Source organism: Meridianimarinicoccus aquatilis (assembly GCF_004358675.1).
Lineage (GTDB): Bacteria > Pseudomonadota > Alphaproteobacteria > Rhodobacterales > Rhodobacteraceae > Meridianimarinicoccus > Meridianimarinicoccus aquatilis.
Map to the genome: position 1 here is coordinate 19,045 of NZ_SMZO01000008.1, position 14,319 is coordinate 33,363.

The following is a 14,319-nucleotide window of genomic DNA, read 5'->3' on the forward strand; positions in this document are numbered from 1 at the left end:
TGCGCATCACGCCAATCGCCAACCGATATCCAGATTGGTCAGCACATTTTGCGCACGGGCGGGAAAGTCGGTGATGATCCCGTCCACGCCCATCAGGGCCATGTGCGCGATGTCTGATGGGTCGTTCACTGTCCAGACGTTTACCGGCAAATTCAAGGACTTCGCCCGCGCCATTGAAGTGGCGGTCAGGTCTTTATAATGGGGGCACCAAAAGTCACCGCCATCGGCGATGATCGCGTCCGGCAAACCGGCATCGTAATTGCCAGGCACAATACCATCCGTCCACGGGCTGCCCTCATAGATATTCCCGTCACTATCCCTTTCGGGTTGTAGTATCTGACTTAGATATCCTAGTGGCACATCGGGCTCGATCTCGCGCATGGCATGTAGCACGCGCCAGTCAAAAGACTGCCAAATCGCACGATCCATCAACCCATGCCGCTGTACAGTTTGCAAAACCGCTGTGGCAAGTTCCTTTGGCGGCAAAGTAAGATGAGGTTCGGATGCGAACGATTTGATTTCAATATCTAAAATAAAATTAGGACTTGCCTTTGCCCACTCACAGAAGGCATCAAGACTTGGCACTGAGACACCATTTAGCCGGGCCTGTTCAGAAAAGCGCGTGTGATACCGCGTGCCCGGACGGATGGCGCCAATATCGAAGCTTGCCAACTCGGCCGTGTCCATGTCGCAAACGCGCGACGATGGCTCGGTAAGCCAGTTCCCATCCGCATCCCGCGTTGTTTCCGGCAATAAGTAGGGGTTGTGCGTTACCACCGGCACGCCGTCTCTTGCTGTCAAGACATCGATCTCGACAGCGTCAATTCCAATTTGGGAAAGATAGTCAAACCCCTGCAACGTATTTTCCGGGAAGACCCCGCGCGCGCCGCGATGGCCATAGATTAACACGCGATCAGTTCGTCGGCGCAGATGTTCGAACCTTGCGAAGCTCATGACAAACGCTCACCCGTTGCAGCGTCAAAAAGGTGCATGGCTGCGGGTGGAATGGACAGGTTCAGAACTTCCCCCCCCTGTGCCACGTGGCGAACGCCGGGCAGATTAGCGGTAAACGCATCGCCGGTCGCGGTCAGTGTGCCGTGAAGCAGGGTGTTTGCGCCCAGGGGCTCTGCCAGTTGCACCTGCATTTCTATCGGTCCTGCAGGGTCAGGCACCACATGCTCAGGACGCAGGCCCAACTTGACCGCACCCTGCGCAGGCCCCACCCCATCCAAGATAATATTGCCCAGATGCAGCCGACCTTCGCGGGCATCGGCATCAACGATATTCATGGACGGGCTGCCGATGAACTGCGCAGCGAACAGGGTGCGCGGCGTTTCATAAACGTCAAGCGGGCTGCCGATCTGCTCTGCAATGCCGCCATTCATCACAATCATCCGGTCGGCCATGGTCATCGCTTCGACTTGATCATGGGTCACATAAAGTGCTGTGACACCCATGCGCGCCTGAAGTTCCTTGATTTCCAGCCGCATTTGCACCCGCAATTTCGCATCAAGGTTACTAAGCGGTTCGTCGAACAGAAACACGGCCGGTTCACGCACGATGGCGCGCCCCATGGCAACACGCTGTCGCTGGCCGCCCGACAATGCCTTTGGCCGCCGATCAAGGTAATCGGTGAGTTGCAACAGCGACGCTGCTTCGTGAACCTTTCTTGCGATTTCCGCCTTGGGCAGCCCCGCGATTTTCAGCCCATACCCCATATTCTGCGCGACGCTCATATGTGGATAAAGCGCGTAGTTTTGGAACACCATGGCGATGTCGCGGTCCATCGGCTCGCGGTCGTTTACGACAGTGCCACCGATCCGCACTTCGCCACTTGAAATGGTTTCAAGTCCCGCCACCATGCGCAGCAGCGTGGATTTTCCGCAGCCTGACGGGCCAACGATCACCACAAACTCGCCATCTTCTATGTCAATGCTCACCCCATGGATCACATCGGTCTTCCCAAACCGCTTGCGGATATCGGCCAGTTGTACAGTCGCCATGTCTTATTTCTCGCTGTCTACAAGGCCGCGGACGAACAGTTTTTGCATGGAGACCACAACGATGACCGGCGGGATCATCGCCAGAATGGAGGTCGCCATGATAACCGGCCAGTCGGCCACGTCATCGCCTGATGGGAACATCTGTTTGATGCCCATCACGATGGTGTTCATTTCAGGATCTGTGGTGATGAGCAGCGGCCAGAGGTACTGGTTCCATCCATAAATGAACAGGATCACGAACAATGCTGCAATGTTGGTCCGGCTCATAGGCAAAAGGATGTCGATGAAAAACCGCATCGGTCGCGCCCCGTCAACGCGCGCGGCTTCTGCCAATTCGTCCGGCACCGTCAAAAAGAACTGCCGGAACAGGAACGTGGCTGTGGCCGATGCGATCAACGGGAAAATCAAGCCGGAATAGCTGTTCAGCATCCCGAACCCCGCGATCACTTCGTAGGTGGGCACGATGCGCACTTCGACTGGCAGCATGAGTGTGAGAAAAATAAGCCAGAAGAACACGTTTCGGCCCGGGAACCGAAAATAGACGATGGCGAACGCAGACAGCAGCGAGATCACGATCTTCCCGATAGCGATGCCCATGGCCATCACAAAGGAATTCACCAGCATCGTCGCGACCGGAACATTAACTCCGGACAATAGTGCCTTGCTATAATTTGCTAAAAACTCATCCCCGGGCCAAAGCGGCATGGGTGGGCGCACGATTTCAGATTGCGTCACCGTTGAGGCGACGAAGGCGAGCCAGATCGGGAAAAAGATCACAAGAACGCCTGCGATCATGCCCAAATGCGTTAACCACAGCCCAGCACCGCGCCGCTCGACCATACCTGTGCGTTCACGCGCCATCAGTAATGCACCCTTTTTTCAATGACCTTGAACTGCACCACTGTCAAAAGGCCGACCACAACCAACAAGATCACGGATTGTGCCGCAGACGATCCCAAATCCTGCCCGACAAACCCGTCAGAAAAGACCTTGTAGACCAAGATGGTGGTGGATTGTTGCGGTCCGCCGCTGGTGATGGTGTGGATTACTCCGAACGTCTCAAAGAAGGCATAGACGATGTTCACGACCAAAAGGAAAAAGGTGGTTGGCGACAGCAATGGCAGAACGATTGTGAAGAACCGCCGCCAGAACCGCGCGCCGTCTATTGCGGCGGCTTCGATGACTGATCGGGGGACAGCCTGTAAAGCCGCGAAGAAGAACAGAAAGTTATAGCTGATCCGCCCCCAGCTTGACGCGACAACCACAAGTCCCATCGCCTCGCCGCCGTTCAGCACGTGGTTCCAGTCATATCCGAGTTTTCCCAGATACCAAGAAATGACACCAACGCGTGTGTTGAACATGAAAAGCCACAGAACGCCGGCAACGGCTGGCGCGACAGCATAGGGCCATATCAGAAGTGTCCGGTAGGCGCCCGCGCCCCGCAAAAGCCGGTCGGCCAACACGGCCAGAAACAAAGCCGGCACCATAGAGACCAACGTCACAAGCGTTGAAAACAAGGCCGTGGTGACAAAGGATTGGCGATAGTAGGGGTCCGAGAGGAGGTATTCAAAATTCCCCAGCCCGACGTAGCGCATGGAAAGCCCGAACGGGTCCGGAATGAACAGTGATTGCCAGATCGCCTGCCCCGCCGGATAGAAAAAGAATACGCCGGAAATGATGATCTGCGGCGCGATCAGCAGAAACGGCAGCAGCCAGCCTTTGAATGTGACGCGTTTTTCCATCTGTGCCCCGGAATTTGGTGCCGGGCGAAACTCAAGGCTCGCCCGGCGGTCGCCTTAAGTGATCAGCGGCTGGCTTGCTCAAAGCGGCGCAGCAACTGGTTGCCGCGCTCCACGGCGCTGTCTAATGCGGTTTGGGCGTCTTTGTCGCCAGACCAAACAGCTTCCAGTTCCTCGTCGATGATCCCGCGGATCTGGTCGAACGACCCAAGGCGAAGACCTTTGGAATTCGCGGTTGGCTCATTCGCCGTCATCTGAATGACGGCCACGTCGGTTCCAGGGTTTTCGTCATAGAAACCGGCTTCGCGTGTGGCATCGCCTGCGGCGGTCGTAATCGGAAGATACCCGGTATCCTGATGCCACTTTGCTTGAATCGGCGTCGAAGACAGGAACGACAGGAACTCTGCGACACCTTCATAGTCACCGGCGTCTTTGCCTTCCATCACCCAAAGCGACGCGCCGCCAATGATCGTGTTCTGCGGTGCCCCTTCCGCAGCCGCCCAGTATGGCAGCGGGCGCACGTCAAATTCAAACTCGGCTTCGGATTTGATGCCTGCGTATCCGGCAGAACTTTCGGTGAAGAGCGCACATTCACCGGCACGGAAGTTTGCACCATCTTCATTTCGGCGGCCCGCATAGATGAATTTGCCTTCCTGCGCCCATTCACCCATCGCACCGATGTGCGCGACTTGAAGCGGGCTGTTGAATGCCAATTCCGTATCAGTCCCGGCAAAGCCGTTATCCTGCGTTGCGAAAGGTACGTTATGATATGCCGAGAGATTTTCCAGATGGATCCAGCTTTGCCAAGCGGTCGTGAGCGGGCAGTCGCTGCCGGAGTCCTTGAGTGTATCAAGAACCGTGCCGACCTGTTCCCACGTGCTAAGGTCTGTGTTGGGGTCGATGCCAGCGGCCTCAAGCGCGTCACGGTTCACCCAAAGCACGGGCGTGGACGAGTTGAACGGCAAAGACAGCATCTGGCCATCGGTGCTGGTGTAGTAGCCTTTCACTGCCCCGATGTATGCATCGGGATCGAATGCTGCACCCGACGCTTCCATGACTTCATAAACGGGTTTGATAGCGCCTTGGGCCGCCATCATGGTCGCGGTGCCCACTTCGAACACCATCAACACATGAGGCTGTTCTCCTGCGCGGAAGGCCGCGATGCCGGCGTTCAGCGTTTCGGAATAGTTGCCTTTGTGGCTGGCTACGACAGTGTAGTCGGACTGGCCTGCGTTGAAGGTGTCGACCTGCTCTGCAACGAGATCACCAAGGCGGCCCGTAAAAGCATGCCAGAACTGGATTTCGGTTTGCGCCATTGCAGCCATCGGCAACAACACAGCGGTTCCGGCGACAAGCGCGCCGAGCGTTGATTTCTTCATGATTTCCCTCCCAAAGAGGCAACGAATTGAGGTTTCCCCAGACAAGCCCGTTAACCGTGCCGCCTGCGCTGCCATTCCATAAAACTACAACATGACAGTCATAAGACAATCCTATTTTTTCTTGCCCAGTCATAACATCATGTTATGAATTTTTAACGCGACCGAACCTTGGACTTGCAAAATGCGCTCATCCCTCAGATTGCGACAACTCGAAGCGCTGAAAGCTGTGTCCCAACATGGGTCCATGACACGCGCGGCGCAGGATCTTGAAATTTCTCAACCCGCCGTAAGTCGGCTGTTGGCGGATCTGTCGGCAGAGTTGGGCTTCTCGCTGTTCGACCGGCACGGTGGGCGGCTTATTGCGACGCAAGAAGCGCGGGTTTTGATCCCGGACATAAATCGCCTGCTAGAGATGATGACCCATATTTCGGAAGTCGGTCGCAATTTGACGGAACGCAAAGCGGGGCATCTGCGGATCGCGTGTTTGCCCGGCTTCGCGACCAGCCACCTTCCGGGTATCTTGGCGCAATTTCTTTCGGATCATCCGGGGGTCACGGCAACACTTGAGCCGGACCGCCCCGAACGCATTCTCGAATGGATCATCGGCGAGCAGTATGATTGCGGCATCACCGACAATTTCGAAGATCACCCGGCAGTGGACAGTGAGACGATCCTGATCCGGTCGGTGTGTATTTTCCCGACCGGCCACAAGCTGGGCCGCAAACGGCGGATCACACCTGCCGATCTGGATGGCATCCCCTTGATCCACACGCGCCGCGACAGCGCGTTTTTTCGCGAATTGGCCGATGCGTTCGATGCGCAAAGCGCCACAATGGCCCCCGTTGTTGAAACGCGCCAATTTACTGCCGCCTGTGAACTTGTGGCCGCCAAAGCCGGTGTGTCCATCATCAGCGCGTTGGACGCGGCCGGCTATCGCGGTCGCGGGGTGGAAACCCGTCCCTTTTCTGAATGCGTTCCACACCGAATGGCGCTTGTCCGCCCGATCCATAAACGCCCCTCAATGGTCACGCTGGAGTTCATGGCCCGGTTTCGTGAAAGTCTGCGGCCCTTTGAACTCGACGCCCGAACGCGCACTTAGGCCGGTTTACATGGCCGCGCTGAGCCGCATGATAGGGCAACTCAATCGGGGACACTAATGACCATCGTGACTGACCTGCGATCCGGCTTGCATAAAGCATGGAGCAACCTTTGGGCGTTTTTCGTCGTGCATCTTGCGATCCGTTTGATCGTCATCGCCATAATCGCGCCAATTGCAACTTTCTTGCTTGGCGCTGCGATTGAAACATCGGATCAAAGCGCGCTCACCGATCAGGATATCGCGATGTTCCTCCTCACACCGTGGGGTTTCGTTGCAACACTGACTGTCGTAAGCCTGACAATCTGCGCCGCAGTTTTGGATATGTCCGTCATGACAGCAATCCTGCGCGACCGTGCCCGCAATGGCAGTGTGGCGGCTGGGGCGCACCGCGCCCTGAACATCGGGCTGCACATGGTTCTGAACCGCGCAAGTGCCCTCTTTCACTTTGCAACCCTGTTTGTGATACGGCTGCTTGTTCTAGCGGCACCTTTTCTTGCCGTTGCGGCCGGCATCGCAGCCTTTACGCTGCGCGAGTACGACATAAACTACTACCTGACCTATATGCCGCCCTCGTTCTTGGTGGCGTCGGGCCTTATTACCGTGGTTCTTTTGGCGCTGCTTGCCATAGTGTTGCCGCGACTCTCCGGTTGGGCAATTGCGCTTCATCTTGTCCTGTTCAGCGATGTTGCGCCCCGTCGCGCCTTTGCCGAAAGCACCCGCTTGCTCAAAGGGTACAAGACAGGCGTTGTGATCCGCCTTGGCGCCTGGACCGGTGCGCGGGCCCTTGCGGCGGCCATTCTCAGCAGCCTTGCTGGCGCGCTCGTCTCGGCGGTGCCCGGTTTGTTTGGCAACCATCTTGCAACCGCCGCCGCCGTGAGCCTTGCGATTCTCGTCGCCTGGGCAACCTTGGGGTCCGTCGTGTCGACATTGGCCAACGGCACGCTCGCCGACATGCTGGACCGGTTGTTCACCAGCGTAAAGCCCGACGTTGCGCAGGCCCCCTTACCCGATGGGTGGCGCCGCACAGCCGGGATTTTGCCCTTCGCGGCCTTTGGAATTGCGGCATTTGGTGCGATATCCGTTGGCGTTTTCTTTGCCGATAACCTGCTCGACGAAGTTCGCGCAGATCGCGATGTCCTTGTCATCGCACATCGCGGCGCGGCTGGAAGCAGACCCGAGAACACGATTTCCTCAGTCAACAAAGCGCTCGACGATCACGCCGACTGGGTCGAAATCGACGTGCAGGAAACAGCGGACGGTCAGGTGATTGTCGCCCATGACAGCGATTTTATGAAATTGGGGCGCAACCCACTCAAGGTGTGGGACGCGACAATGGAAGACCTTGCCGATATCGATATCGGAAGCTGGTTCGACCCGGCCTATGCCGATCAACGCACCCCGATGCTGCGCGACGTGCTACTCGCGGCGAAGGGGCGCGGCAAGGTTTTGATCGAGCTGAAATATTACGGCCACGACGTAAATCTGGAACAACGGGTCGCCGATATCGTCGAAGAAACAGAGATGGTGCAGGACGTTGCGATCATGTCTCTAAAGTATCCCGGCATACAGAAGATGCGCGCATTGCGGCCTGACTGGCGATATGGCGTTTTGGCTGCAACGTCGATTGGCAACCTCTCGCGGCTCGATGCAGATTTCCTGGCGTTGAACACGGGTCAGATTTCCATGCAGGTGCTTCGCCGTGCACGCGACCAAGGCAAACAGGTCTATGCATGGACCGTCAATGACCCCGTAACCATGTCGCGCATGCTTTCAATGGGAATTGATGGATTGATCACTGACGAGCCGGCACTGGCCCGCGAGGTGATCTTGGCCCGAGACGCCTTGTCCGTGCCAGAGCGCCTGATCTTGTGGCTGACGGACCGGTTCCGGATCGGCCGCTTTGACTTGCAAGTGGACGGTGTCGATGCCTGATGCAGAGATAAAAATTGGCGCCTTTGTAGTCTGCCTTGCAGCAGCCTTTGCGACGCACATCAACGCCCAAGACGTGACCGGTCCTGTCCCGGACACTGTTCAGCGCACGTTTGAATTGCCCGGCCATCGCGGATTGATGCGCGTGGTTGCGGATGCGGGGGGAACCCCTGTTCCGTTTACAACTGACGGGTGTAGCGGTGGTTTGTCGGCGGGCTGGGCCTTGTTGTCAGACGTGGTGCCGGGCTTTTCGCAAACCTATGATGCCGAGCCCCCTTGGGAGTCGTGCTGTGTTACACATGACAGGGCCTATCATGCTGTCGAAGGCGCACAAGACATCGAGCAAAGCTATGCCGCACGACTGACAGCCGACCTCGCCCTGCACACATGCGTGGCAACAACCGGGGCCGCAGACGACCCCACACCGTTGCCTTATGACCAATTGGCGGACGCCATGTTCAATGCCGTCCGCCTTGGGGGGGGACCGTGTAGTGGCCTGCCATGGCGTTGGGGCTATGGATTTGCCCAATGCTTGCCAGAGTTTCCTTAGGTGGCCGATCTAGACCATGAAGAGGAAGTCGTCGGTATAGAACGGGCGATCTGAATCGACGGCTGTTCCATCCACGAACATCTGCGCCAAATCGTACGCATCTGCGCCCACCTGCCTGCCAAGGTCGCGACCGTACAGATCGCCGTCGGTGAAGTGAATATTCCCGTAAAGACGTGACATCCCCGCTTCATCCGCCGCTTCCGTGAATGTGTCCCAAGACAGGGTTGTTTCCACCAATGGCACGCCAAGTTCGAACTGTGTCGAGCCGGGTTCAAACGTCACCGACCCGCCGAATTCATCGGACCCGGTAAACCGCAACAGAACTTCCGCGCCGGCGGAACTGAAACCGCTGTGCCCTGACGTGTATTCCGCGAAGGGCGGCGACGCATCAGCATTCGGACGCTGAAAGGTGACGAAGTTTTCGGCCAGAATGGTCATAGTGCCCCGCCCTGCCCCGGTTTCATCGACCCCGCCCCAGGCCTGAATCACATACCCCGTCTCGCCAGTAATCTCATCGACGCCCATTTCGCCAATCAGACCCAATTCACCCAGGTCGCGGATCGCACGTACAGGCCGGACATAGTCGTATTCGACCTTGGCTTCCCATGTGGCAATGCCGGCATCCAAGACCGCATTGCCCATGGCAAGGAACATCGCAGCATCTTGATCTATCGAATGGTCGTCGCGTGCTGACACGAATTGCGCGAAAGTCATGAATGTGCCCGGCGGAAAGGCGGTTTGACCTGCGTCTTCCCAGAACTCTGCGATAATCTTTTCTTCGTCGGTCAGATTGGCCGAGATATTCACGATTTCCATGGCCTGATCAATAAAACCCTGATTGATGACCGACCCGATAAGGGCCTTCGAGACATCAATCGTTTCGCCAGCCAAGTAGATCACGCCATCAAGTTCAAAATCAGCCGAAAGCGTAATTGTCGCTGCATCGAAATTCAGCACGGATGCTGCGTACTCATCTGTGAAGAACGCCTTGGGCGGCACCGGCAGCGTGTCGCTGAAATCGGTCTCGCCATCGGCATCTTCGAGAAGAGCGAAGCTTTCAACATCACCCCACTGCGGCGTCAGAAACTCCTGATATGGCGCAACGCCCTCTGGATCGATCGGCACGCTTTCCGGTGTCCAGGCCGTGATGTCGTTGATCTGCGACGGATCGGGATTGGTCGGCGTGAACGTCCCGGTATAACCGCCCGCTTCGTTCGATCCGTCATCAATGCGCAAGGCCAAGAGATCTTCGGCTGCGTCGATTCCGATCGCTGCCTCTATGCTGCCGTCATCTGTCAGATCAAAACCAAGCCGATCCTGCATGACTGTTTCAAGCAACGCGTCGTGACCAGGCAACAAGTGCGACAGAACGGTGAAGGCGGCATAGCTCATCGCCTTTTCTTTATTGGCGTCAGACGAAACCGCCCCCGCCTCCAAAGCTGTATTGTCGCCTTCCAGGTCGAACGAGACGCGAACAGCCGTATCATCATAGCTGGACCAGGCATCGTAGATTGCGGTGTGAACCATGGCATAGGCACGTGACGCGATAGTGGGACCGTTTGGACCGGTGTTCTCGATAATCATCTGCTGAACGGTGCGATCCCAGATGACGCTGACCGTCGGGCTGACATCGTTCACTGTTACTGTTTGTGTACCACCGCCGACGCTGATGACCGGCAACGCATCCTCGTCATAGGCTGCGCGCAGTTCCTCAAGGGACAGGTCCGCATCGTTGAAGGTAAAGGTTTCAAAATTCTTCGCTGTAAATTCTTCACCAGAGAATCGCCCGATGAACACGATCTCATCGCCTGACAGGGCTATATCGAACTGGCCGATATCATCGGTGAAGACCAAGGCATCCTTTCCGCGCCCGCCATCGGCAAACGTTGCGGCCTCGGGTCCGACGGTCAACGTGTCATTGCCGCGACCCAGATCAATCATACCTCCGCCAGCAGTTAGGGTGATCTCATCCTTGCCGTTTCCGGCATCAACAGTGTCGACATAGCCGTCTGCAACCAGCGTATCGTTTCCGTGGCCCAGATCGACATGACCCGCTCCGTCGGACAAGGCGACCGTATCGTTCCCCTTTCCAGCCTTCAGCACGGTGACATGTCCATCGGCCGTCAGCGCGTCGCTTCCTTTGCCTAAGTCGATCTTCTCGCCACCATCGGCGAGTGTAACTGCATCGTTTCCGTTGCCAGCGGTCAGAAGGCCAACCGGACCATCGGACACCAGAACATCATTGCCGTTCCCGAGATCAACGATCGCCCCACCATTCTCAAGGGTGATGTGATCGTTGCCATTACCCGCCACAATGCGCGGGATATAGGCGGATGCGAGTAATGTATCGTCGCCGTTCAATAAGAACGCGGCACGTGCCTGGGCACTCAAAATGACATTATCGTCTCTATTGGTGCCGACATAATACCGGTCTGACACATTCCGGTGCGACAACCAGCTAGACACGCTCGTTAGGTATGTTCCACGTCCCATCAACCATCTCCTCCGTCTGGCGACGTATAATTACGCCAATTCCAAATCGACTTAGGCATAAAAAATCGACCATAAGTTGTAGCTTGAAGCTTCGTAGCACGGCACGCTCTAAGACAAAGGCTATGAATTGGAGCATCGGGATAGAACCGATATCCTTTTGGCTATGTCTGGTGTGATAAGTATGGGTTTTCGGCCCAATTCAACGTCAACTGCATTTTTGTTGCGTTCGAAATATATCTTTATTGCACGAAACAAGGTGCCGTCCACCCAAAGATGGCACAAACGCATCCCGAAAGTGCGAGCCGCCTTTTTGGCAGGCTAGAACACATTTCCGCCTCGCAAATGGAAATGCGCAATCCGGAACCAGCATTTTCGCGATCGCAGCAGGTCTGCTTGAAGGGCGATTCTACTGTGGCAGGGCAAAACACAACACTACTCCCCTGTTTTTAAGCAATTCCCACTGCAGAAGTGCAAAGCGACTATCCTTTTGGTCACTCAATTAACCTGTTGCTCACAATCATTTCCAAGACGGCCGTGCGATACCTGCTGCAACGAAACGAACGCACAGAGCCTGAACCAAACGAACCGGTTTCAACGCTTCACCAGACGCTAACAACCTGATTGGAACTTCTATGCCCCTTACCCAGACAGTCTACGAATTTCTTGGCACATCCAACCAAGACACCATCGCTGATGGGTTTGAAAACGACCAAGGCGTTTCGCTGATCGAAGCGGTCAACAAGGTCGATTGGGTCAATGGTCGTCAGGGCGACGACACTATTTCCACCGGCCTTGGCAACGACCTGGCAGCTGGCGACATGGTTGGCGATGAGTGGTCGTTCAACGGTGAATTCTGGGTTTTTGACATCACCAAGCTTGTCGTGAGCGATTACGGCCTGACGCGTTCTTACAACGACGTCATCGTGACGGGCATGGGCGACGATGTGCTTTTGGGCAACGGCGGCCATGACAGCCTGTTCGCTGGCGCGGGCAACGACATTCTGAACGCCGGTCGCGGCAATGACCGGGCTTTCGGTGAAGAAGGCAATGATATTCTGAACCTCGAAGATGGCGACGACTATGCCGAAGGCGGGCTGGGTGACGACATCGTCAACGGCGGCGCAGGCAATGACGTGATCTATGGCGACAACAAGGGCGACAACCTGCTGTCTGACACTGGCGCCGCTGCGACGACCTTTGGTGCGCTTGAACAGGCCGGCGCATGGACCATGACAGACGACTTGGGCAACGAGGCAATTTCGCACTCTGCACAGACACTGGCAGGCGAAACCTACACCATCTCGTTCGAGTTGGCGGCAAACCTTGCTGGCGGGAAGTCGTCGGCAGCGGTCGAAGTGATCTGGAACGGCGAAGTTGTCGACACTGTTGAAACAGTTTCCGGTGCCTATCAGACTTTTGAAGTCGATGTGGTCAGCACTGGTGAAGAAGGGGCGCTGACCTTCCGCGCAGTCGAAGCAAGCGACGGCAAGTCTTTCAACTTTGACGGTCCAATCGTGTCCTATGACAAGGACGTCACGGTTGGCGGCGAAGAAGTCACTGTAAGCGCTTTCGCTGCTGGCCAGGCAAAGCTGTACCAGGTCATCGACGGCCACCTGCATATCTTCGACACCGAAAGCAAGTCGTACACCGAGGTCGGCACTGCGCCGAACTTCAAGATCAACGCAGTCGGCTTCAACGTCGAAGACGACCTGATCTATGGTGTTGCCAAATCGAATGGCACAGACTCGCTCGGCAATGCAGTCAGCAACACAGACATCGTTATGATCGATGCAGATGGCGCGACATACCGGGTCGGCGACGGTTTCTATGCGGATTACGTTGGTGATTTCGATGACGCAGGCAACCTTTGGACGTTCCACTCGAAACTGAACCGCATCAGCGTTGTGGATGTTGATGACCGCGATGCCGACGGCAATCCTGCGATCAAGCACTTCCATTTCCCAACGTCCATGTTCACCAGCGCGACCTATGACCTGGCATACAGCGCCGCAGCAAACGCCTTTTATGCTGTTGTGGCCCCAAACAAAAATGGTGGTGACGGCAAGGTTGTAAAAATCGACGTCAGCAACGTCGAAGACGGTGGCCAGCCAACATTTTCGGAAATCGCAATCACTGGAACGCTCTATGGCACCAATATGGAAAATGGCATGGCCAAAGGGGCATACGGCGCGGTCTTCTTTGATGGCGAAGGCAACCTTTACTACGGCATGAACAACGGCGACCACGACTTGGACATTTCGACCGGTTCAACAGGCGGCATTTTCAAGGTCAATGCCGATTGGGACGCAGGTACCGCATATTCTGAGTTCATGTCCGAGGCGCCAGCAACAGGATCGAATGACGGTGCCGTTGATCCGCGCTCGGCAGATGCATTCGCCGAAATTGACGCTGAAGCAGCAGTTCTCTTGCGTGAGCCGGTGCTGACACTGGTCGAAGGCGGAAACGATACACTGCGCGGCGGTGAAGGCAACGACGAGATCCACGGGAACGAAGGCGATGACGACCTGAACGGCGGATCCGGCGATGACAGCCTGTACGGCGACCAGGGCAACGACATCGTGGCCGGCGCGAACGGCGACGACGCAATCTTTGGCGGCGCGGGCAACGACAAACTGCGCGGTGAAGCTGGAAATGATGCAATCTCGGGCGGGTTTGGTCAGGACTATCTTGATGGCGGCACCGGCAACGACACGCTGAACGGTGGCGACGCTGCGGACAAGCTGGTTGGCGGCACAGGTTCTGACGTGATCGAAGGCGGAAGCGGAGACGACCAGCTTTGGGGCGGCAACTGGTCCGCTGACGGCGACGCAGACACATTCGTGTTCAAAGCAGGCGACGGCAAAGACTTCGTCCACGATTTCGAAGCTGACCTCGATATCTTGGACCTGAGCGCTTATAACACCGATCTGGAAACTGCGATGTGCACCGCGACGGACCAAGGCTGGGCAACCATCATGGACCTCAGCAAGCTGGAAGGCGCAGCCGAAGGCGACAAGCTGATCCTGAAGTCGGTCGAACTGGCAGATCTGGGCCACGACAACTTCATCTTCTGATCTTGTAGATAGAAAAGCCCCGATCCTTTGCGCAAGGATCGGGGCTTTTGTCT

The 14,319-nt window shown here is 56.4% G+C and carries 10 protein-coding genes; 4 read left to right on the forward strand and 6 right to left on the reverse strand.

The genetic code is table 11. The features are described from left to right. Positions 1 to 6: 6 nt before the first annotated feature. The 5 genes from E2L05_RS05095 to ugpB form a co-directional block, all read right to left on the reverse strand. The gene (locus E2L05_RS05095) at positions 7 to 954 is read right to left on the reverse strand and encodes a glycerophosphodiester phosphodiesterase family protein (RefSeq protein ID WP_133341819.1); all 948 of its coding nucleotides are present in this window, start codon (positions 952 to 954) and stop codon (positions 7 to 9) included. After that, a complete protein-coding gene (locus E2L05_RS05100) occupies positions 951 to 2,003 on the reverse strand; it encodes an ABC transporter ATP-binding protein (protein ID WP_133341820.1) in 1,053 nt (350 codons plus the stop codon). The genes E2L05_RS05095 and E2L05_RS05100 overlap by 4 nt, the downstream gene beginning before the upstream one ends. Positions 2,004 to 2,006: 3 nt before the next feature. Continuing rightward, positions 2,007 to 2,843 carry a sn-glycerol-3-phosphate ABC transporter permease UgpE gene (gene ugpE / locus E2L05_RS05105; protein WP_133341876.1) on the reverse strand — a complete coding sequence of 279 codons (837 nt, stop codon included), beginning with the start codon at positions 2,841 to 2,843 and terminating at the stop codon, positions 2,007 to 2,009. 20 nt (positions 2,844 to 2,863) lie between these two features. Further along, positions 2,864 to 3,745, reverse strand: coding sequence for a sn-glycerol-3-phosphate ABC transporter permease UgpA (ugpA, locus tag E2L05_RS05110; protein ID WP_133341821.1), 882 nt, complete (start codon positions 3,743 to 3,745; stop codon positions 2,864 to 2,866). Positions 3,746 to 3,807: 62 nt separating this feature from the next. Then, a complete protein-coding gene (gene ugpB, locus E2L05_RS05115) occupies positions 3,808 to 5,121 on the reverse strand; it encodes a sn-glycerol-3-phosphate ABC transporter substrate-binding protein UgpB (RefSeq protein ID WP_133341822.1) in 1,314 nt (437 codons plus the stop codon). A 181-nt stretch (positions 5,122 to 5,302) separates the two neighbouring features. Here ugpB and E2L05_RS05120 point away from each other — a divergent pair, with 181 nt between their 5' ends. From E2L05_RS05120 to E2L05_RS05130, 3 genes are read left to right on the forward strand one after another with little or no spacing between them, the layout of a single operon-like run. Then, positions 5,303 to 6,220 (forward strand): LysR substrate-binding domain-containing protein, encoded by a 918-nt coding sequence (locus E2L05_RS05120; protein ID WP_133341823.1) that lies wholly within the window; start codon positions 5,303 to 5,305, stop codon positions 6,218 to 6,220. A 57-nt stretch (positions 6,221 to 6,277) separates the two neighbouring features. Beyond that, positions 6,278 to 8,152: a glycerophosphodiester phosphodiesterase gene (locus E2L05_RS05125; protein WP_133341824.1), complete on the forward strand. Its 1,875-nt coding sequence runs from the start codon at positions 6,278 to 6,280 to the stop codon at positions 8,150 to 8,152. After that, positions 8,145 to 8,699 carry a hypothetical protein gene (locus E2L05_RS05130; protein WP_243721875.1) on the forward strand — a complete coding sequence of 185 codons (555 nt, stop codon included), beginning with the start codon at positions 8,145 to 8,147 and terminating at the stop codon, positions 8,697 to 8,699. The genes E2L05_RS05125 and E2L05_RS05130 overlap by 8 nt, the downstream gene beginning before the upstream one ends. A 9-nt stretch (positions 8,700 to 8,708) precedes the next feature. Here E2L05_RS05130 and E2L05_RS05135 read toward each other — a convergent pair whose 3' ends face one another. Further along, complete coding sequence (locus tag E2L05_RS05135) at positions 8,709 to 11,192, reverse strand: DUF6851 domain-containing protein (protein ID WP_133341825.1); 2,484 nt, start codon at positions 11,190 to 11,192, stop codon at positions 8,709 to 8,711. A gap of 632 nt (positions 11,193 to 11,824) precedes the next feature. Between E2L05_RS05135 and E2L05_RS05140 the strand changes: the two genes are divergently transcribed. Beyond that, a complete protein-coding gene (locus E2L05_RS05140) occupies positions 11,825 to 14,266 on the forward strand; it encodes a calcium-binding protein (protein ID WP_133341826.1) in 2,442 nt (813 codons plus the stop codon). Positions 14,267 to 14,319: the final 53 nt, after the last annotated feature.

Excerpts from the sequence above, each read along its gene's own strand:
- E2L05_RS05095 (WP_133341819.1), bottom strand. The coding sequence starts at position 954 with ATGAGCTTCGCAAGGTTCGAACATCTGCGCCGACGAACTGATCGCGTG.
- E2L05_RS05100 (WP_133341820.1), bottom strand. The coding sequence starts at position 2,003 with ATGGCGACTGTACAACTGGCCGATATCCGCAAGCGGTTTGGGAAGACC.
- ugpE (WP_133341876.1), bottom strand. The coding sequence starts at position 2,843 with ATGGTCGAGCGGCGCGGTGCTGGGCTGTGGTTAACGCATTTGGGCATG.
- ugpA (WP_133341821.1), bottom strand. The coding sequence starts at position 3,745 with ATGGAAAAACGCGTCACATTCAAAGGCTGGCTGCTGCCGTTTCTGCTG.
- ugpB (WP_133341822.1), bottom strand. The coding sequence starts at position 5,121 with ATGAAGAAATCAACGCTCGGCGCGCTTGTCGCCGGAACCGCTGTGTTG.
- E2L05_RS05120 (WP_133341823.1), top strand. The coding sequence starts at position 5,303 with ATGCGCTCATCCCTCAGATTGCGACAACTCGAAGCGCTGAAAGCTGTG.
- E2L05_RS05125 (WP_133341824.1), top strand. The coding sequence starts at position 6,278 with ATGACCATCGTGACTGACCTGCGATCCGGCTTGCATAAAGCATGGAGC.
- E2L05_RS05130 (WP_243721875.1), top strand. The coding sequence starts at position 8,145 with ATGCCTGATGCAGAGATAAAAATTGGCGCCTTTGTAGTCTGCCTTGCA.
- E2L05_RS05135 (WP_133341825.1), bottom strand. The coding sequence starts at position 11,192 with ATGGGACGTGGAACATACCTAACGAGCGTGTCTAGCTGGTTGTCGCAC.
- E2L05_RS05140 (WP_133341826.1), top strand. The coding sequence starts at position 11,825 with ATGCCCCTTACCCAGACAGTCTACGAATTTCTTGGCACATCCAACCAA.